Annotated in this window: 20 protein-coding genes and 1 tRNA gene; 2 read left to right on the plus strand and 19 right to left on the minus strand. The window is 46.6% G+C overall.

What is annotated here, in order from left to right:
- Nucleotide 1: 1 nt before the first annotated feature.
- From nuoG to DXE27_RS08410, 19 genes are all read right to left on the minus strand, one after another.
- Nucleotides 2-2,323 carry an NADH-quinone oxidoreductase subunit NuoG gene (gene nuoG, locus DXE27_RS08320; RefSeq protein WP_128113752.1) on the minus strand — a complete coding sequence of 774 codons (2,322 nt, stop codon included), beginning with the start codon at nucleotides 2,321-2,323 and terminating at the stop codon, nucleotides 2-4.
- Nucleotides 2,324-2,355: 32 nt separating this feature from the next.
- The gene (gene nuoF, locus DXE27_RS08325) at nucleotides 2,356-3,654 is read right to left on the minus strand and encodes an NADH-quinone oxidoreductase subunit NuoF (protein ID WP_128113593.1); all 1,299 of its coding nucleotides are present in this window, start codon (nucleotides 3,652-3,654) and stop codon (nucleotides 2,356-2,358) included.
- Nucleotides 3,651-4,157, minus strand: a complete 507-nt coding sequence (gene nuoE / locus DXE27_RS08330; RefSeq protein ID WP_128113594.1) for an NADH-quinone oxidoreductase subunit NuoE — start codon at nucleotides 4,155-4,157, stop codon at nucleotides 3,651-3,653. Before nuoE ends, nuoF begins: the two co-directional genes overlap by 4 nt.
- Before the next feature lie 23 nt (nucleotides 4,158-4,180).
- A complete protein-coding gene (locus tag DXE27_RS08335; RefSeq protein ID WP_128113595.1) occupies nucleotides 4,181-5,434 on the minus strand; it encodes an NADH-quinone oxidoreductase subunit D in 1,254 nt (417 codons plus the stop codon).
- 3 nt (nucleotides 5,435-5,437) lie between these two features.
- A complete protein-coding gene (locus DXE27_RS08340; protein WP_128113596.1) occupies nucleotides 5,438-6,037 on the minus strand; it encodes an NADH-quinone oxidoreductase subunit C in 600 nt (199 codons plus the stop codon).
- A gap of 3 nt (nucleotides 6,038-6,040) precedes the next feature.
- On the minus strand, nucleotides 6,041-6,523 hold the full coding sequence (locus tag DXE27_RS08345; RefSeq protein WP_128113597.1) for a NuoB/complex I 20 kDa subunit family protein: 483 nt from the start codon (nucleotides 6,521-6,523) through the stop codon (nucleotides 6,041-6,043).
- 5 nt (nucleotides 6,524-6,528) lie between these two features.
- Entirely contained in the window at nucleotides 6,529-6,888 is a 360-nt protein-coding gene (locus tag DXE27_RS08350; protein WP_012357790.1) for an NADH-quinone oxidoreductase subunit A, read from the minus strand.
- A gap of 109 nt (nucleotides 6,889-6,997) precedes the next feature.
- Nucleotides 6,998-7,082: transfer RNA gene (locus DXE27_RS08355), tRNA-Leu, on the minus strand.
- Nucleotides 7,083-7,168: 86 nt separating this feature from the next.
- Nucleotides 7,169-7,513, minus strand: a complete 345-nt coding sequence (secG, locus tag DXE27_RS08360) for a preprotein translocase subunit SecG (RefSeq protein WP_128113598.1) — start codon at nucleotides 7,511-7,513, stop codon at nucleotides 7,169-7,171.
- Between the two features lie 22 nt (nucleotides 7,514-7,535).
- The gene (tpiA, locus tag DXE27_RS08365) at nucleotides 7,536-8,294 is read right to left on the minus strand and encodes a triose-phosphate isomerase (RefSeq protein ID WP_128113599.1); all 759 of its coding nucleotides are present in this window, start codon (nucleotides 8,292-8,294) and stop codon (nucleotides 7,536-7,538) included.
- 22 nt (nucleotides 8,295-8,316) lie between these two features.
- Nucleotides 8,317-9,315: an NAD(P)H-quinone oxidoreductase gene (locus DXE27_RS08370; RefSeq protein WP_128113600.1), complete on the minus strand. Its 999-nt coding sequence runs from the start codon at nucleotides 9,313-9,315 to the stop codon at nucleotides 8,317-8,319.
- Between the two features lie 31 nt (nucleotides 9,316-9,346).
- Entirely contained in the window at nucleotides 9,347-11,506 is a 2,160-nt protein-coding gene (pnp, locus tag DXE27_RS08375; protein ID WP_128113601.1) for a polyribonucleotide nucleotidyltransferase, read from the minus strand.
- A gap of 269 nt (nucleotides 11,507-11,775) precedes the next feature.
- A complete protein-coding gene (gene rpsO / locus DXE27_RS08380; protein WP_068323724.1) occupies nucleotides 11,776-12,045 on the minus strand; it encodes a 30S ribosomal protein S15 in 270 nt (89 codons plus the stop codon).
- A 206-nt stretch (nucleotides 12,046-12,251) separates the two neighbouring features.
- Nucleotides 12,252-13,799 (minus strand): 2-isopropylmalate synthase, encoded by a 1,548-nt coding sequence (locus DXE27_RS08385; protein ID WP_128113602.1) that lies wholly within the window; start codon nucleotides 13,797-13,799, stop codon nucleotides 12,252-12,254.
- Nucleotides 13,800-14,027: 228 nt separating this feature from the next.
- Complete coding sequence (gene pssA / locus DXE27_RS08390) at nucleotides 14,028-14,858, minus strand: CDP-diacylglycerol--serine O-phosphatidyltransferase (protein WP_128113603.1); 831 nt, start codon at nucleotides 14,856-14,858, stop codon at nucleotides 14,028-14,030.
- Nucleotides 14,859-14,889: 31 nt separating this feature from the next.
- Nucleotides 14,890-15,537 (minus strand): phosphatidylserine decarboxylase, encoded by a 648-nt coding sequence (locus DXE27_RS08395; protein WP_128113604.1) that lies wholly within the window; start codon nucleotides 15,535-15,537, stop codon nucleotides 14,890-14,892.
- A 63-nt stretch (nucleotides 15,538-15,600) separates the two neighbouring features.
- Nucleotides 15,601-16,617, minus strand: coding sequence for a ketol-acid reductoisomerase (gene ilvC / locus DXE27_RS08400; RefSeq protein WP_128113605.1), 1,017 nt, complete (start codon nucleotides 16,615-16,617; stop codon nucleotides 15,601-15,603).
- Between the two features lie 53 nt (nucleotides 16,618-16,670).
- A complete protein-coding gene (gene ilvN, locus DXE27_RS08405) occupies nucleotides 16,671-17,162 on the minus strand; it encodes an acetolactate synthase small subunit (RefSeq protein ID WP_128113606.1) in 492 nt (163 codons plus the stop codon).
- The gene (locus DXE27_RS08410) at nucleotides 17,162-18,949 is read right to left on the minus strand and encodes an acetolactate synthase 3 catalytic subunit (protein WP_128113607.1); all 1,788 of its coding nucleotides are present in this window, start codon (nucleotides 18,947-18,949) and stop codon (nucleotides 17,162-17,164) included. The genes ilvN and DXE27_RS08410 overlap by 1 nt, the downstream gene beginning before the upstream one ends.
- Before the next feature lie 198 nt (nucleotides 18,950-19,147).
- Here DXE27_RS08410 and DXE27_RS08415 point away from each other — a divergent pair, with 198 nt between their 5' ends.
- Both DXE27_RS08415 and DXE27_RS08420 read left to right on the plus strand, forming a co-directional pair.
- Nucleotides 19,148-19,720: an RNA polymerase sigma factor gene (locus tag DXE27_RS08415; RefSeq protein WP_128113608.1), complete on the plus strand. Its 573-nt coding sequence runs from the start codon at nucleotides 19,148-19,150 to the stop codon at nucleotides 19,718-19,720.
- Nucleotides 19,717-20,178 (plus strand): DUF3619 family protein, encoded by a 462-nt coding sequence (locus DXE27_RS08420; protein WP_128113609.1) that lies wholly within the window; start codon nucleotides 19,717-19,719, stop codon nucleotides 20,176-20,178. Before DXE27_RS08415 ends, DXE27_RS08420 begins: the two co-directional genes overlap by 4 nt.
- Nucleotide 20,179 lies beyond the last annotated feature (1 nt).

A 20,179-nucleotide genomic window follows, 5' to 3' on the forward strand; every position in this document is an offset into this window, starting at 1 on the left:
CTTATGCCTTGCTTACAGTTACCGGACCAAACATCGATCCTAATTTCGCACTAGCCATAGTGCCAGCAGAAATTCTGATGGCGCCTGGCGCTAGATTTGCCTCTAATGTCGCAGGCATATCAACAGACTGTGAACCCTGAGTAACGCGCACTGCATCACCCGTCTTTAAGCCCAACTCTATAAATGTGGTTTGATTCAATCCAGCTTGGTTTCCGCGCTTCGCATCACGTGTTAATTGCAATGCAGATGAACGACGCACAATTTGATCGCCAGAATAAATATTGACGTCGGCTACGCGCTCTAAACCACTATTAGTAATTGCATTGGCACCGGCACCGGCAACAGTACTCGTCAAAGGTTGATTGCTAAGTCGAGTACAATAGTTATCATCCAACGCCTCACCCAGCACTTCTTCTGGCGCATTAAACAAGAAACCATCTAAGCCTAACAGTCCACCAAGAACTCTAAGCACTTTCCATGCGGGACGTGAATCACCCAAAGGCTTAACAGCAGGTTGAATCGTTTGCGCTCTACCTTCTAGATTGACGAAGGTAGATACTGTTTCGGTAAATGTGGAGATTGGCAAAATGACATCAGCCACTTCCATCAAGTCAGCGCTCTTATAAGCGCTCAAAGCGATTACTGTGTTTGCTTTAGCTAAAGCGGCACGAGCAGCAACTGGATTTGGTAAGTCGGAGTCTGGTTCAATATTCATCAGCAGCACTGCGCGGCGATCGCCAGACAACACTGATTCAACACCAGAGCCATTTGCATTTACTAAAGCGGCGCCAACTGCGTTACCACCAACAGGCAAGAAACCAAAACTAGCACCCGTCTGCGCAGAAATAAATTGAGCTAGCACCTGAATGTCAGAGGCTTGTGGATGGGCAATAGCAGCAGATCCAAGCAACACTGAAACAGCGGAGCCTGAGAGTAGGCTATCAGCCAGTTTTTGAGCTTGCGCTGAAACGGTAACGTTAGGCGTACCAGATGGAGCAGATGCAGATTTTGCCTTCGCAATCGCTAATGCAACCTCACTTAATGTATTAAGCCATGCGCTTGGAGCGGCAGCAATGGCGCTGCTTGAGATAAGCCAATCATCACCACCAGCATCAATCCGAAGCACCTGTAAACCACGCTTGCTTGCAGTGCGAATACGGGCTGCGAATACGGGCTGCTCTTTACGTAAGAAGCTACCAATAATTAAAACGCGATCTAACTCATTTACTTTTGCAACTGGCATACCCAACCAAGGAGCGGCTGCTGCCCCCTTAATATCGGTTTGACGCAAGCGAGTCTCAACTTGACTTGAGCCAATACCACGCACTAATTTTTGCAAGAGATGCAATTCTTCCGTGCTGGAAATTGGATGCGCTAAAGCACCGATAGATTCAGGTCCGCTTTCAGCAGAAATTGTCTTCAAAGAGTGAGCAACGTAATCCAATGCTGACTGCCAGTCAGTCTCAAGCCACTGACCGCCCTGCTTAACCATGGGTGTTGTGACGCGATCAGCACTGTTTAAGCCTTCATAGGAGAAACGATCACGATCGCTAATCCAGCATTCGTTAATTGCTTCGCTCTCCAAAGCAACTACGCGCATAACCTTATTCGCTTTTGTTTGTACCGTTGTATTAGCACCCAAGCTATCGTGTGGGCTTACAGAGCGCTTACGACCGAGCTCCCAAGTGCGAGCTTCATAACGGAACGGCTTGCTTGTTAATGCGCCAACTGGACATAAATCAATCATGCTTCCAGAAAGCTCTGAATCTACGGTCTGACCTACAAAGGTTGTGATCTCAGAATGTTCACCACGGTTAATCATGCCCAACTCCATTACGCCTGCAACTTCTTGGCCAAAGCGTACGCAACGGGTGCAGTGAATACAGCGCGTCATCTCCTGCATGGAGATCAAAGGGCCAACATTTTTGTGGAATACAACACGCTTCTCTTCATCGTAGCGTGAATTGGACTTGCCGTAACCAACTGCTAAGTCTTGTAATTGACACTCTCCACCTTGGTCGCAAATTGGGCAATCCAAAGGATGGTTAATGAGCAAGAATTCCATCACGGAGCGTTGCGCTTCTACCGCTTTAGCAGAATGCGTAAACACCTTCATGCCCTGAGTAACTGGAGTTGCGCATGCAGGCAATGGTTTAGGAGCCTTCTCTACCTCTACCAAACACATGCGGCAGTTAGCAGCGATAGACAATTTCTTGTGATAGCAGAAGTGAGGAACGTAGGTGCCAAGCTTATTCGCGGCATGCATCACCATCGAACCTTGCGGAACCTCTACTACCTTACCATCTAATTCGATCTCTACCATGCTCACTTTAAGATATCCCGTGCTCTAAATCTTTATAAAGGTTTCGCAGAATCTAAGCAGCGCTTATGTTCTACGTGATACGCAAATTCATCCATGTAATGCTTCAACATGCCACGTACTGGCATCGCAGCTGCATCACCTAAAGCACAAATCGTACGACCCTGAATGTTGGCAGCTACGTCATTGAGCAAATCTAAATCCTCAGGACGCCCTTGGCCATGTTCAATGCGGTGAACAATGCGCCACAACCAGCCAGTACCTTCACGGCATGGTGTGCACTGACCACATGATTCTTCATGATAGAAATAAGACAAGCGCTCTAATGCACGAACCATGCAGCGTGTCTCATTCATTACGATCACGGCACCTGAACCCAACATAGATCCAGCTTTAGCAATGCTGTCGTAATCCATTGTGAGTTCCATCATCTGCGCACCAGGCACAACAGGAGATGAAGATCCACCAGGAATTACTGCTTTTAACGCCTTGCCATCACGCATGCCACCAGCGAGCTTTAACAGCTCTGCAAAAGGTGTGCCCAATGGAATCTCATGGTTACCAGGATGAACCACGTCACCAGAAATAGAGAATATTTTTGTTCCACCGTTATTCGGTTTGCCAAGGTCCAAATAGGCTTGACCGCCGATGGCCAAAATAAATGGCACAGCAGCAAAAGTTTCGGTGTTATTAATTGTTGTTGGTTTGCCATACAAACCAAAACTTGCCGGGAAAGGTGGCTTAAAGCGTGGCTGCCCTTTTTTGCCCTCTAAAGATTCGAGCAATGCAGTTTCTTCACCGCAAATGTATGCACCCCATCCAGGTGCAGCATGCAATTGGAATGAAAAATCGCTACCAAGAATCTTATCGCCTAAGTAACCAGCAGCACGCGCTTCTTCTAGGGCCTCTTCAAAACGTGTGTACACCTCAAAGATTTCGCCATGAATATAGTTGTAGCCAGTTGTAATACCCATGGTGTAAGCACCAATGATCATGCCTTCGATTAAGGCATGCGGGTTGTAACGCATGATGTCGCGGTCTTTAAAAGTACCAGGTTCACCTTCGTCGCTGTTACAAACTAAATACTTTTGCCCTGGGAACTGGCGCGGCATAAAGCTCCACTTCAAGCCAGTTGGGAAGCCTGCACCACCACGACCACGTAGTGATGAAGCTTTTAATTCAGCAATGATGGCATCCGGAGCAACTTTATCGTTAATTAAATGACGGAGCTGTTGATAGCCGCCACGACTTTCATAATCTTTTAAACGCCAGTTATCTCCATTTAATCCGGCGAGGATTAAAGGCTTGATGTGGCGATCGTGCGAGCAGGTCATGCTGCTTTCCCTTCTGCACGTAACTCACTTAACAATGCATCAATCTTTTCTTTGCTCATAAAGCTGCACATGCGCTTGTCATTTACCAACATAACAGGAGAATCGCCGCAAGCACCCATACACTCACCCTCTTTCAAGGTAAAAGTGCCACAAGGTGTAGTTTCGTTGTAGCCAATACCCAATGTTTCTTTTAAGTAAGTGACTGCAGTTTCACCGTGCGTCAACTGGCAAGGCAAATTGGTGCAAATAACCAATTTGTATTTGCCAATTGGCTTTGTGTTGTACATGTTGTAGAAAGTAGCAACTTCCTCAACAGCAATGCTAGGCATTTCCAAAATTTGCGCTACTGTGGCAATCACCTCAGGTGAAACCCAACCTACTTCAGTTTGAGCGGCAATCAAGCAAGCCATGACAGCAGATTGCTTTTGCTCTGCTGGATATTTAGCGATATTACGGCGCATGTCTGCGCGCGTTTTATCGGATAGTTGAAGAGTGGTAGTCATTAAATATTCCTTGGCCCGCTGATTTAGCGGTCAATCTCCCCAAACACAATATCTTGGGTACCAATAATAGTTACCGCGTCAGCCAGCATGTGGCCGCGTGACATCTCGTCCATTGCAGATAAATGAACAAATCCTGGCGCACGAATCTTCATGCGATACGGCTTGTTAGCGCCATCTGAAATGAGATAAATACCAAACTCACCCTTAGGATGCTCAACAGCTGAGTAAGCCTCACCATCAGGAACGTGAATACCTTCTGTAAAGAGTTTGAAATGGTGAATCAACTCTTCCATATTGGTCTTCATGTCTACACGCTTAGGCGGAGAAACCTTATGGTTGTCGCTCATGACTGGACCTGGATTTGCCTTCAACCAAGCTACGCATTGTTTAATGATGCGATTAGATTGGCGCATTTCTTCCATGCGAACTAGATAGCGGTCATAAGAGTCGCCATTTACGCCTACCGGAATATCAAAGTCCAGGCGATCATAGACTTCATATGGCTGCTTCTTACGAAGATCCCACTCAATACCAGAGCCACGCAACATTGGGCCGGTGAAGCCAAGCTGCAAAGCGCGCTCAGGAGTCACAATGCCGATATTAACTAAACGCTGCTTCCAAATACGGTTATCAGTTAACAGATTGCAGTACTCATCAACGTTTGCATCAAAGCTATTGGCAAACCGCTCAATGAAATCAAGCAATGTACCGCTACGGTTTTCATTCAAACGCTTGATAGCTGAAGTACTGCGAATTTTGTTCTTTGTGTACTGAGCCATCTGATCAGGCAAATCGCGATATACGCCGCCTGGACGATAGTAAGCGGCATGCATACGCGCGCCAGATACTGCTTCATACATATCAAAGATGTCTTCACGATCGCGGAAGGCATAGAGGAATACCGCCATCGCACCAACGTCAAGACCATGACAGCCGATCCACAGCAGGTGATTTAATAAACGGGTTAACTCGTCATACATCACACGGATGTACTGTGCTCGCAAAGGAACATCTACCTGCAACAGCTTTTCAATTGCCATTACATAAGCATGCTCATTGGACATCATAGACACGTAATCCAAACGATCCATATAAGGAACGTTCTGAATCCAAGTACGAGTCTCCGCTAATTTTTCAGTAGCACGGTGCAATAAGCCGATATGAGGATCAGCGCGCTGGATCACCTCTCCATCGAGCTCAAGCACTAAGCGCAGTACGCCGTGCGCAGCAGGATGCTGAGGGCCGAAATTGAGGGTGTAGTTCTTAATTTGTGCCATGACTTAAACCGGACCTCCGTACTGCTCTTCACGAACAATGCGTGGAGTAATTTCTCTAGCCTCAATCGTGACAGGCTGATAGACAACGCGCTTCAATTCTGGGTCGTAACGCATTTCCACATTGCCGCTGATTGGAAAATCTTTTCTAAATGGATGACCAATAAAGCCATAGTCTGTGAGGATACGACGTAGGTCGTCATGACCATCAAACAAAATGCCATAGAGGTCAAATGCCTCGCGCTCAAACCAGTTAGCTGAATTCCAAACCGGTGTGATTGAAGCCACTAATGGATAACTGTCATCTGCTGCAAATACGCGCACACGTAGGCGCCAGTTGTGCTCAATGGAGAGTAAGTGACTAACTACGCCAAAACGCTGACCACTCCATGCGCCGTCACGGAAATCTTGATAATCCACGCCACATAAATCAATCAATTGCTCAAATGCGAGTGATGGGTCATCGCGCAAGAGCAAGACGGATTCTAAGTAGGTATCTGCATTAACAACAACAGTCACTTCACCAAGGGCGGTTTCGATTGATAGAGCGCGCTTACCTAAAACTTTTTCTAGATTGGCTGCTAATTGAACTAAACGGTCTGACATGGTTTAAGCCTTCCGCGCAATCGTGCTAGTGCGAGCGATCTTTGATTGCAATTGAATGATTCCGTAGATCAATGCCTCTGCAGTTGGAGGGCAACCAGGAACATAAATATCCACCGGCACAATACGGTCGCAACCGCGCACTACTGAATAGGAGTTATGGTAATAACCGCCGCCGTTAGCACATGAGCCCATCGAGATAACCCAACGCGGCTCTGGCATTTGATCGTAAACCTTGCGTAAAGCAGGTGTCATTTTGTTGCATAAAGTACCAGCAACAATCATTAAGTCAGACTGACGCGGAGATGGGCGGAACATCACACCAAAACGGTCTAGGTCATAGCGGGATGCGCCAGCATGCATCATTTCAACAGCACAACAAGCCAAACCAAAGGTCATAGGCCATAAAGAACCATTGCGCGCCCAGTTAATTAACTGGTCAGCAGTAGTTGTAACAAAACCTTCTTTGAGAACGCCTTCTAATGCCATATCTATCACTCCCAATCGAGAGCGCCCTTTTTCCAGATATATACAAATCCCACAATGAATTCCAAGAGGAAAATCACCATAGAGGCGTAGCCAAGCCAACCAATATCACGCAGAGCAACGCCCCACGGGAACAGGAATGCTGTTTCTAAATCGAATAAGATGAAGAGAATGGCAATGAGGTAATAACGCACGTCAAACTTCATACGCGCATCTTCGAAAGCTTCAAAACCACACTCATATGGTGACAGTTTTTCAGCATCGGGCTTTGAAGGAGCCAAAATTTTTCCGAGGAACATGGGGACTAAACCGACCCCAATACCTACGAGGATGAAAAGCAGAACAGGAAAGTAATTAGCGAGATTCAAAATAGCCCTGATTCGTTTGTCTGGTAAATCCTAAAAGCAGCAAATTATTAATTATTCCACTTCATTCAGTATTGATTTAGAGCAAAAACCCTAAGCAATACTCATTTTTTGGTGCCGACGGCGAGACTCGAACTCGCACAGCCTAAGCCACTACCCCCTCAAGATAGTGTGTCTACCAATTTCACCACGTCGGCATCTTGCAAAACCCATCAATTCTACTGCATTGCACAAGCTGACTACCCCATTTTTGGGGCAGATAAATCCGTAAAAACCTACTTTTTTACTTAGGAACTGCAGGTTTTGTTGGGTCCTGAACAGGTGCTACTGGAGCAGCTGGCGCTACCACCGGGGCCACTGTTCCAGACAGGACTCCAGGACTGACTTCCTTTTTATTGCCAATCCAGGTGATGCCTAGAGTGGAAATAAAGAAAACAGCCGCAAAAATAGCAGTTGCGTGGGAAAGGAAGTTGGCAGAACCGCTGGCGCCAAAGAGGCTACCAGAAGAGCCTGATCCAAATGCAGCACCCATATCAGCGCCCTTACCTTGCTGCAATAACACCAGCAAAATGACAGCAACCGCTGAAATTACCTGCAATACGATTAGTAATGTCTTAAACCATTCCACAGCTTATCTCCAAATAAAAAATCTATGCCTGACAGATGGACAGAAAGTCTTGCGGGTTCAAAGATGCACCCCCAACCAATCCACCATCAATATCTGGCATGGCAAACAATTCCACAGCATTGTCCGGTTTAACACTACCGCCGTACAAAATACCTACATGTGATGCAACATCTTCGTTAAATTCCGTTAATTGCAGGCGAATAGCGCGGTGCATATCTTGCGCTACCTGAGCGCTTGCAACCTTACCAGTACCTATTGCCCATACTGGCTCATAAGCAATTAAACAATCAGCCAAGCGATCCTGCAAAACCAATACCTGCTTAGCAATCTGACCACAGACAATCTCTTCTGCCCTGCCAGAGTTTCTTTCGTCCGCAGTCTCACCGACGCAGATCACTGGCATCATACCGGCATATAATACCTGCAATGCCTTAGTCGCAACAGCCTCATCAACCTCGTGATGCATTTGACGTCGCTCTGAATGGCCAACAATGACATAAGTGCAGCCAAGCTCTTTGAGCATTGGGGCAGCAACTTCACCGGTATATGCACCAGAGATATGTGCCGAGGCATTTTGAGCGCCAAGACTCAAAAATGCCAATGAATGCTCTTTAATCAACTGATCACATTGCGATAAATATGGGAACGGCGGACAAACGGCAAATTTGCGACCAGAAGGCATCCCACTTTCCATCCCACGGGCAACGGTTTTGATCCAGTCTTGATTGCTTGCAAGACTGCCATTCATTTTCCAGTTACCAATAACGATGAGCGGGCGCATAGTAAGTAAGCAGTCAGTCGACCTAAACCGTTAAAACAATCTTGCCTACGTGCTCCGATGACTCCATCAAACGATGTGCATCAGCAGCTTGGTCAAGAGTAAATGTTTTATAAATTACCGGCTTGAGCTGGCCAGCATTCAGCAATGGCCAAACATTATCAAAGAGTTGTTTGGTGATTTGCTTCTTAAAAGAAACTGGACGCGGACGTAATATAGAGCCTGTAATGGTAAGGCGACGACGCAAAATTTGATTGGTACTAACTTCTGCTTTTGATCCACCCTGAATTGCAATGATCACAATACGGCCATCATCTGCCAAACAATCGATTTCACGTTGTACGTAGGTGCCCGTCACCATATCGAGGATGACGTTGACACCCTTACCATCAGTCGCTTTTTTGATCTCTTCGACGAAGTCTTGCGTCTTATAGTTAATAGCAAGATCAGCGCCTAAGGCAACGCAAGCGGCGCACTTTTCATCAGTGCCAGCAGTGACAAATACCTTGTGACCCAATGCCTTTGCAATCAGAATGGCTGTCACACCGATACCACTGGAGCCGCCCTGCACTAGCAAGGTCTCACCCTTTGATAGTTCACCGCGCATGAAGACGTTGCTCCACACAGTGTAAAAAGTCTCAGGTAAAGCCGCAGCCTCTTGATCTGTAAAACCTTTTGGATATGGCAAACATTGTGCAATTGGCGCGGTACACATGTCAGCGTAGCCACCACCTTGAACCAACGCACAAACCTTATCGCCAATCTTTAAGCCAAATGCATTGTCTGCATGAGCCAAGTCACCGCCAACAATCTCACCAGCAACTTCAAGACCAGGAATATCGGATGCACCAGCAGGAACTGGATAGTGGCCCTTACGTTGTAAAACGTCTGGGCGATTAATGCCTGCCGCTAAAACCTTAATCAAAACCTCGCCAGACCCAGTGCTTGGTAAAGCAGGATCTGGACGAGTGGTTGGCACCAACATTTCTGGTGCGCCAAATTCTTTGATCTCAATTACACGCATTGAAAGCTCCGAATGATCTTGATGAAATTGCTTAAGCTGATTCGTTGGTTGGAGCAGCTTCTGCCACAACATCAGCAGCGCCAGCCAAAGGAGCGATCGTGCCACCCTCATCAGCCATTGCAGCTTTAAGTGATAGACGCAAACGACCGCGCTCATCAGCAGCTAACAACTTCACGCGAACCACTTGGCCTTCTGTCAAATAATCCTTAACTTCTTTTACACGCTCATTTGAAATTTCTGAGATGTGCAAGAGGCCATCTTTACCCGGAAGAATGTTTACCAATGCGCCGAATTCGAGCAACTTCACAACTGGGCCTTCGTAGATCTTGCCTACTTCAGCTTCAGCAGTGATACCTTCGATGTGCGCTTTAGCTTCAGCCATACCTTCGGCAGAAGTAGAGGCAATTGTTACGGTACCGTCATCTTTAATGTCGATGCTGCAACCGGTTTCTTTAGTCAACGCTTGAATTGTTGCGCCGCCCTTACCGATTACTTCGCGAATCTTGTCTGGATGAATCTTGAAAGAAACCATGCGTGGAGCATGTGCTGATAATTCAGTGCGAACTGAACCCATCGCTTCTTGCATTTTGCTCAAAATGTGCAAACGGCCTTCTTTAGCTTGCGCCAAAGCTACTTGCATAATTTCCTTAGTGATACCTTGAGCTTTGATGTCCATCTGGAGAGCGGTAATACCATTGGCAGTACCTGCCACCTTGAAGTCCATATCGCCTAAGTGATCTTCATCCCCCAAGATATCGGTCAACACAGCAAAGCGGTTGCCATCAAGAATCAAGCCCATTGCAACACCAGCAACGTGAGCTTTAACTGGAACACCAGCATCCATCATCGCCAAGCAGCCGCCGCAAACAGAAGCCATTGAAGATGAGCCATTGGACTCAGTAATTTCTGAAACAACACGGATGCTGTATGCGAAATCTTCTGGGCTTGGCAATACTGGAATCAATGCGCGCTTAGCCAAACGGCCGTGACCAATTTCGCGGCGCTTTGGGCTACCTACACGGCCAGTTTCACCAGTAGCAAACGGAGGCATGTTGTAGTGGAACATGAAACGATCGCGGTACTCACCTTCGAGCGCATCGATGATTTGCTCGTCACGTGCAGTACCTAAGGTAGCTACTACGAGAGCCTGTGTTTCACCACGAGTAAACAATGCAGAACCGTGTGTACGTGGCAATACGCCGTTACGAATTTCGATTGGACGTACAGTGCGTGTATCACGACCATCAATACGTGGCTCGCCGTTCAAAATCTGGCTACGAACAATCTTCGCTTCGATTTCAAACATGATGTCGCTAACAGCATCAACATCACCTTCTTCAGATAACTTAGCCATTACTTCTTTAGAAATTTCTTTGAGCTTGTCTGAACGAGCGCCCTTTTGACGAATCTGATAAGCCTCACGCAATGGCGCTTCAGCTAATGCAGTTACCTTAGCGATAAATGGCTCGTCTTTAGGAGCAGCAGTCCAATCCCACTCAGGCTTGCCAGCTTCACGCACTAAATCATTAATTGCGTTGATCGCTGTTTGCATTTGGTCATGGCCATATACAACTGCGCCCAACATTACTTCTTCAGATAATTGATTTGCTTCTGACTCAACCATCAATACAGCTGCTTGTGTACCAGCAACGATCAAATCGAGTTCGCTAGTAGCTTGTTCTGTACGGGTTGGGTTCAAAAGGTACTGGCCGTTAGCGTAGCCAACACGTGCCGCACCAACAGGGCCAGCAAATGGGATGCCTGAAATTACCAAAGCTGCTGAAGCAGCAATCAATGCAGGAATATCAGAAGGAACATCAGGGTTGATGGACAACACATGAGCAACGACCTGAACTTCATTCAAGAAGCCTTCTGGGAACAAAGGACGTAATGGACGGTCGATCAAACGGGAGATCAATGTCTCGCCTTCAGATGGACGGCCTTCGCGACGGAAGAAGCCACCAGGGATCTTGCCAGCAGCGTAAGTCTTTTCTAGGTAATCAACAGTCAATGGGAAAAAGGATTGGCCTAGCTTTGCAGACTTAGAGGCAACAACTGTACCCATTACTACTGTGTCATCCACATTAACGATTACGGCACCGCCAGATTGACGAGCGATCTCGCCTGTTTCCATTGTTACTTGGTGGTTACCCCATTGAAAACTTTTTACTGCTTTTTTAAACATAGTCATTCTGATCTTCTCCAAATTGTTCACGCAAAACTCACATGAGCATTGCGCTTGTCGTGGGATAAAGCAGTGTCACGACAACACTGGAGCGATTTAGGATTACAAGGGATGCCATTCCGGGGAGGCTCTGCATAAAACTCAGAAACTCATTGGAATGACACAATCCCCCTACACAAATAATCTAAAAGCGCTCAAAAAAACATGCCACCTTCTTAAGACTGATTCTGCAAAGAAACAACCCTAAGATAGATGGCATTGCATACCGATAAGAATTACTTACGGAGACCTAATTTCTCAATCAATGCGCGATAGCGATCCAGATCTTTGCCTTTGAGGTAATCCAAGAGGCGACGGCGACGTGAAACCATCTTCAACAAACCGCGACGGCTGTGATGGTCTTTAGCGTTAGCCTTGAAATGGGGGGTTAATTCATTGATGCGGGCTGTTAGCAATGAAACTTGAACTTCAGGGCTACCTGTATCGTTTGCGCTGCGCGCGTTTTCTTTGACGATTTCCGCCGTTTTGATATCAGCAACTGCCATTTTTAATACTCCTTACTTGCGAACACCTGAGCTTTCACCCAGTCTGTGTCGTGCGTTATTAACAAATTAAAATAAAAAAGCTTTATAAATCAAAGCCCTCGAATTGTAGCAGATCAAGCCAGGTAAAAGCCCCCCCTTANAAAAAAAACCGCCATATAAAGCGGTTTTGATTTAATTTCCCTTATAAATCAATAACTTAGCTATATTTAAGGGGGCATTTGGGCATTTAACTTGGCCTGGCTGGGATCGTGGAGCTTATTTAAGGCCGATAAATAGGCCTTGGCAGAAGCCGCAATGATGTCGGGGTCAGTACCAACGCCGTTCACAATGCGCCCACCTTTGGTCAATCGAACAGTTACTTCACCCTGGGACTGAGTGCCTGAAGTAATTGCGTTTACGGAATACAGCAATTGCTCTGCCCCGCTTTTGGCAATACCTTCAATTGCGTTCAAACTGGCATCAACCGGTCCATTACCCTCCGCTTCTGAGCTGATTTCTTTATCACCCATGCGGAAAGTCACGCGTGACTTAGGGCGCTCCCCAGTTTCAGAATGCTGGCTTAATGAAATAAATTTGTAGTGCTCGCCCCCTTCAGCCACTGCTGAATCTGACATGATGGCAATGATGTCTTCGTCAAAAATTTCGGATTTTTGGTCAGCCAAAGCTTTAAAGCGTGTGAATGCCTCATTCAAGTCTGCTTCAACTTCAACAGTAATACCCAACTCCTGCAAGCGTTGCTTAAAGACGTTGCGACCTGATAACTTTCCTAAGACTATCTTGTTTGCGGACCAACCCACATCTTCAGCGCGCATGATTTCATAGGTGTCGCGGTTCTTTAAGATGCCATCTTGGTGAATGCCAGAGGTGTGTGCAAATGCATTGGCGCCAACCACTGCCTTATTGGGCTGAACCACAAAGCCAGTGATTTGAGAAACCAATTTAGACGCCGGGACAATTTGAGTGGCATCAATACCGCAGACCATATCAAAGTAATCTTTGCGCGTACGCAAGGCCATCACAATTTCTTCCAAGGCGGTATTGCCTGCACGCTCACCCAAGCCATTAATGGTGCACTCAATTTGACGAGCGCCACCAATCTTCACGCCAGCTAACGAGTTAGCTACGGCCATACCTAAGTCGTTATGGCAATGTACAGACCATACGGCCTTATCTGAGTTTGGCACGCGAGTACGCAACGTCTTGATAAATTCACCGTATAACTCCGGGGTTGCATAACCAACTGTATCGGGAATATTGATTGTGCTAGCGCCCTCGTTAATGACGGCCTCAACAACCCTGCACAAGAAATCCATCTCTGAGCGGTAACCATCTTCAGCAGAGAATTCAATATCAGAAGCAAAGTTGCGAGCAAAACGAATTGAGCGTTTGGCTTGCTCCAAGACCCCTTCTGGAGACATGCGCAATTTAACCGCCATATGCAATGGGCTCGTTGCCAAGAAGGCATGGATACGCTTGGCATTAGCAGTCTGTAAAGCATCGGCAGCGCGTGTGATGTCCTTGTCATTAGCTCTTGCCAGCGAACAAACAATAGAATCTTTTACCGCAGCAGCTACAGCTGAAATTGCCTGAAAGTCGCCTTCAGAGCTAGCTGCAAAGCCCGCTTCGATAACATCCACCTTTAAACGTTCAAGTTGACGTGCAATGCGTACTTTTTCGTCTTTGGTCATAGATGCACCTGGAGACTGCTCTCCATCACGCAAGGTGGTATCGAAAATAATTACTTTGTCGCTCATCACTACTCTCCAATGTGGATACTTATTAAGTTACCGCTTTATTCAATCTCTAAAACAAAAACCCCAGCAATTTGCTGGGGCTGGTATGTGGTGGTTAATGGATTCTATTCAGTCTCATCAACTCAGGCCTTACCCGCCCCAAGCTTTAGGCTTAGCGCTAGCAGAAGAAGGCTAGAGAGAAGTGAGAAATTCACCAACATGGAATAAATATACCCGAAAAATAGCTAATTAGCTAAAACGCCGGCCCCGGAGACGTTCCCAGGCCCAAATCACATAACCAGAAATCGAATACACCACAAACAAACCAAACAAGGTTAAGGGTGGATTAGAGGAAATCAGCACAAAGGTCAGGATCATGAGAACCATGACGCCAAAAGGCACTCGATAGCGTACATCCAAGGCCTTACCGCTATAGAAGCGAGCATTGGAAACCATAGTCAGGCCGGCATATACCGCGATAAAGAAGGTAATCCAGGGAATCGCTGTGTCACGAACCGGAATCTTATTGTCATCGGCCAACCAAATGAAACCAGCCATCAAAGAGCCTGCCGCTGGGCTTGGTAAACCTTGGAAGAATTTCTTATCAACAACGCCAGTGTTGACGTTAAAACGAGCTAAACGCAAGGCAGCGCCAGCGCAATAAGTAAAGGCGGCCAACCAGCCCCATTTACCCAAATCTTTTAAGGCCCACTCGTAAGCAACCAGAGCTGGTGCCACGCCAAATGACACCATGTCAGCCAAAGAGTCGTATTGCTCGCCAAAAGCACTTTGTGTATTAGTCATGCGCGCAACGCGACCATCCATACCATCCAGAACCAAGGAAGCAAAAATTGCAATGGCAGCAATCTCAAACTGATGGTTCATCGCATTGACAATAGCGAAGAAACCACAGAACAATGCAGCGGTAGTAAATGCGTTTGGTAACAGATAGATGCCCTTGCTTCTTAAGCGGGGCTTTTGTGGGTGAAGCTCTTCTACCCAGTCATCATCATTGCGATCAACGCGATGACGTGAAAGGCGACTGCGATCTAAACGGCCACGACGGCGAAATGTAGTCAATGAATATCCCAGCAGCGAATAATATTTCGAATCAATCTAAGCCAGGCACACGTGCCAAAGCGGTATTCGTTGCAAACACTTTATCACCAACACTAACCAAAGGCTCAGCAGTTAGGGGCAAATATACGTCCACCCTTGAACCAAAACGAATAAATCCGTAGCGCTCACCTGCTTTGAGGCGGTCGCCAACGTGGATGTAGCAAAGAATGCGGCGGGCAATTAAGCCAGCCACTTGAACCAAGGTCACGGTTTGACCGTTAGCATCTATAACAACGGCGTTACGTTCATTCTCGGTAGATGCCTTGTCTAAATCCGCATTAACAAACTTGCCAGGGAAGTACTGCACCTCTTTAACCAAGCCATTCACTGCGCTGCGGTTCGAGTGCACATTAAAGACGTTCATGAATACGCTGATCTTGAGCGCTTCACGACCAGCATACGGATCGTTGGCATTTTCAACCACAACAATTCGACCATCCGCTGGAGATAAAACCAAATCGCGGCCCAGAGCAGGAATACGCTGTGGATCACGGAAGAACTGCAGAACAAAGATAAAGATGATCCAAAGAGGCCATGACCATGCAATGCCACCCAAATAGTGGACTAGCAAAGTCACCGCCCCCACTAGAGCTAAATGCGGCCAACCTTCTTTCGCAATAATGGGGTGTGGATACATCATCTTTGTTCTGAGCCTTTTTTTAATGAACTTCTATTAATTTGATGCGTACTTCTGAGTACTTACTTAGTTCTTGGTTTGATCCACTAACTTGTTCTTAGTAATCCAAGGCATCATGGCGCGCAATTTAGCGCCCACTACTTCGATGTCATGTTCTGCATTCAAACGACGACGTGAAATCAATGTTGGAGCACCAGCCTTGTTTTCGAGGATGAAGCTCTTAGCGTATTCACCAGTCTGAATGTCTTTCAAGCACTGACGCATTGCATTCTTAGTGTCTTCTGTAACAACACGTGGGCCAGTCACATACTCACCGTACTCAGCGTTATTAGAGATTGAGTAGTTCATGTTTGCGATACCGCCTTCGTAGATTAAGTCAACAATCAACTTGAGCTCATGCAAGCACTCGAAGTAAGCCATCTCAGGAGTGTAGCCAGCTTCAACCAAAGTTTCAAAGCCAGCTTTGATTAACTCAACTGCGCCACCGCAGAGAACAGCCTGCTCACCGAACAAGTCGGTTTCAGTTTCTTCACGGAAGTTAGTTTCGATGATGCCGGCACGACCGCCACCGTTTGCTGTAGCGTATGACAAAGCAACATCACGTGCTGAGCCAGATTTATCTTGGTAAACAGCGATCAAATGAGGAACGCCGCCGCCTTGAGCATAAGTACCACGTACTGTATGGCCAGGAGCTTTAGGAGCGATCATGATCACGTCTAAGTCAGCGCGTGGCTGAACTTGACCGTAGTGAACGTTAAAGCCGTGAGCAAAAGCCAAGGCTGCGCCCTGCTTGATATTGCCATGCACTTCTTTGTTATAAACATCAGCGATTTGCTCATCAGGCAAAAGCATCATCACTACGTCAGCATCTTTAACTGCTTCGCCAACTTCTTTAACTGTCAAACCAGCATTTGCTGCTTTGCTCCAGGAAGCGCCATCTTTACGCAAACCAACAGTAACGTTAACGCCAGAATCTTTAAGGTTCAATGCGTGTGCGTGACCTTGTGAACCATAACCAATGATGGTGACTTTCTTGCCCTTAATGAGGGACAAATCAGCGTCTTTATCGTAAAAAACTTTCATGCTCTTTCCTTGTATTGAAAATGTAATTAATGCAGTAATCAGTTAATAAAAAATTAAACCTTGAGGATGCGTTCGCCACGACCAATTCCAGAGCCGCCCGAACGGACAGTTTCCAGAATCGATGCGCGATCGATCGAATCAATAAAGGCATCCAATTTGACACCATCACCAGTTAACTCGATGGTGTAACTCTTGTCAGTCACATCAATGATGCGACCGCGGAAGATATCAGTAGTGCGCTTGAGTTCTTCACGTTCCTTGCCTACAGCCCGCACCTTAATCATCATGAGCTCGCGCTCAATGTGTAGGCCTTCGCTCAAATCAAACACTTTCACTACTTCAACCAAACGGTTTAAGTGCTTGGTAATTTGCTCAATAACGTCATCAGACCCAAAGGTCACGATCGTCATGCGAGATAAAGAAGGATCTTCAGTAGGCGCAACACTCAAGGTGTCGATGTTGTAACCACGAGCCGAGAAAAGACCTACTACGCGTGACAATGCACCCGGCTCGTTCTCAATGAGTACAGAAATAATATGTCGCATTAGAGATCCTCGCTACCCAAAAGCATTTCAGTAATACCCTTGCCCGCTTGAACCATTGGCCAAACGTTTTCTTCTGGGTCGGTCTGGAAATCCATGAATACGGTGCGATCCTTTAAGCGAATTGCTTCTTTAAGGGCGCCCTCAACATCAGATTTCTTTTCAATACGCATACCAACGTGACCATAGGCTTCAGCCAACTTCACAAAGTCTGGCAATGAATCCATATAGGAGCTGGAATAACGCTTGTTATAGGTAAGTTCTTGCCACTGACGAACCATTCCAAGGTAACGGTTGTTCAATGACACGATTTTTACCGGTGTGTCGTATTGCTTACAAGTAGATAGCTCTTGAATACACATCTGAATAGAGCCTTCACCAGTAATAGTGAAAACATCTTTATCAGGGAAAGCCTTCTTGATGCCCATGGCGTATGGCAAGCCAACGCCCATGGTGCCAAGACCACCAGAGTTAATCCAACGACGTGGTTTATCAAACTTGTAGAACTGTGCAGCCCACATTTGATGCTGACCTACGTCAGAGCAAATGAAAGCATCACCGCCGGTGAGCTCCCACAACTTTTGAACAACGTACTGCGGCTTAACAATTTGAGAAGTTTCGTCGTATTTCAGGCAATCTTTTTTGCGCCACTCATTAATCTGGTCCCACCAGGCGGCAACTTTATCGCCATTCTTGCGTGGGCCAGCAGCTTTGAGCTGAGCAGTCAGCTCTACCAAAACTTCTTTGAGATTACCTACGATTGGAACGTCTACCTTAACGCGTTTAGAAATAACGGAAGGATCAATATCAATGTGAATAATCTTGCGTGGATGACTTGCAAAGTGTGCAGTGTTTCCGATAACGCGATCATCAAAACGCGCGCCGATAGCAATCAAGACATCACTGTGTTGCATTGCCATATTGGCTTCATAGGTACCGTGCATACCGAGCATGCCCAAAAACTGTGGGCTTGTTCCTGGGAATCCACCTAAACCCATCAGGGTGTTAGTTACTGGATAGCCGAGCAAGTCTGCGAACTCTTTTAGCTCAGGCGCTGCATCAGACAAAATCACACCACCACCTGTATAGATGTATGGGCGCTCGGCCTCTTGCAATAAAGCAACTGCCTTACGAATCTGACCGCTATGACCCTTAACTACAGGGTTATAGGAACGCATTTCCAGAGTCTCTGGATAAACAAATGCGCCTTTGGCCGCAGATACGTCTTTAGGAATATCAATCAACACAGGACCAGGGCGACCTGTCTGTGCAATATGGAAAGCCTTCTTCAAAACCAATGGAAGATCTTTAACGTCTTTCACGAGGAAGTTGTGCTTTATAACTGGGCGTGTAATACCAACGGAATCTGCTTCTTGGAAGGCATCTTCACCAATAGCGTATGTTGGTACGTTGCCGCTGATGATCACCATTGGAATGGAGTCTGTGCAAGCAGTCGCAATACCAGTAACGGCATTAGTTACACCGGGACCAGAGGTCACTAAGGCAACACCAACCTTACCGGTTGCGCGCGCATAGCCATCTGCAGCGTGAACTGCTGCTTGCTCATGGCGAACAAGAATATGTTCAAACTTGTCCTGCTTAAAAATTTCGTCATAGATAAAGAGAACGGAGCCGCCTGGGTAACCCCAAACGAATTCAACACCCTCTTTGTGCAATGCATGCACGAGCATCTCTGCGCCAATCATTTCTGGAGGCGCTGCATCATTATTTGTATTTATTGATTCTTTATTAGCTTTAGTAGCTAAAAATTCGGCGCTGCTTGTATTCATTTTCTTTCGTCCTTTGCAATTTTCGGCAAAAAATTGTTTGGTCTGTTCTGTCTCCTGCTTATGGCCTGAGTTCGAACGGCGCTGCTACCGGAAAAAACCACTTCACTTCTTGAGTGAGATTCTAGGTAGTAAGCCCTATATTCTATAGCAGTCCCCTAAAATGAATGAATTCTTACCGATTCAGGTCTAATCCATTGCATGGCATCAGCCCAAGAATTATCTGACTTTTTGAGTAGTGTCGAGCAGCGCGCTTTTAAGCAGGCTGTCTACGCCGTGCGTGATGATGACGCCGCGCTCGATATTGTTCAGGATGCCATGATTAAATTGGCCGAAAAATATGGGGACAGACCCGCCGCTGAGCTCCCACCAGTGTTCACCAGAATTCTCCAGAATCGTATTCATGACTGGTTTAGACGCCAGAAAGTCCGAAATACCTGGGTCACCCTGTTTTCAAATATGGGTAAAAAAGCCGATGAAAACGATGATTTTGACCCCCTGGAGTCACTTTCAGCCCCTGACGATAGTGAAATTCACCAAGATGATGGGGCTCAAAAACTAGAACAAAGCCAGCTTTTACAGGCTTTGGAGTCAGAAATATCTAAATTACCTGTACGTCAACGAGAAGCCTTCCTGAGGCGTTATTGGGATGAGCTAAGCATTACGGAAACCGCTAAAGCCATGAGTTGTAGTGAAGGAAGTGTAAAAACTCATTGTTCTAGAGCCACCCAAACCCTAGCTAAAGCATTGAAATTAAAAGGAATTACGCTGTGAAAGACTTTGATAAGCAACCAACCGACGTCCAGGCCGATCAATTTGGCCGGACCAGTGCCGCCCTGCTTTCTCAAGGCGCTCACAAGCTGCCGGCAAATATTAAAGATCGACTTCATGCGGCTCGCATGAAAGCCCTCTCTGTCAGAAAGCCTGAAAAAGCCCTGGTTCGCAAACCAATTTTTGCAGGATCTAGCGGCACTTGGACTTCTGGCTCTAATGGCGTTTGGGATACCGTTGGTTGGGTAGCCCCATTAGTGGTTTTGGTTTTTGGCCTTATTGGCATCGCTCAGTGGCAAGATGATTCCCGTATTAACGATATCGCTGAAGTGGATGCGGCATTGTTATCAGATGACGTTCCACCAGATGCCTATGCTGATAGCGGATTTATGGCCTTCCTAAAAAATGGTCCTCTATCCGATTCTGGCGATAGCGCTACCGACTCTGCGCTCAGTAAGTAAT

The organism is Polynucleobacter necessarius (genome assembly GCF_900096755.1).
Lineage (GTDB): Bacteria > Pseudomonadota > Gammaproteobacteria > Burkholderiales > Burkholderiaceae > Polynucleobacter > Polynucleobacter necessarius_K.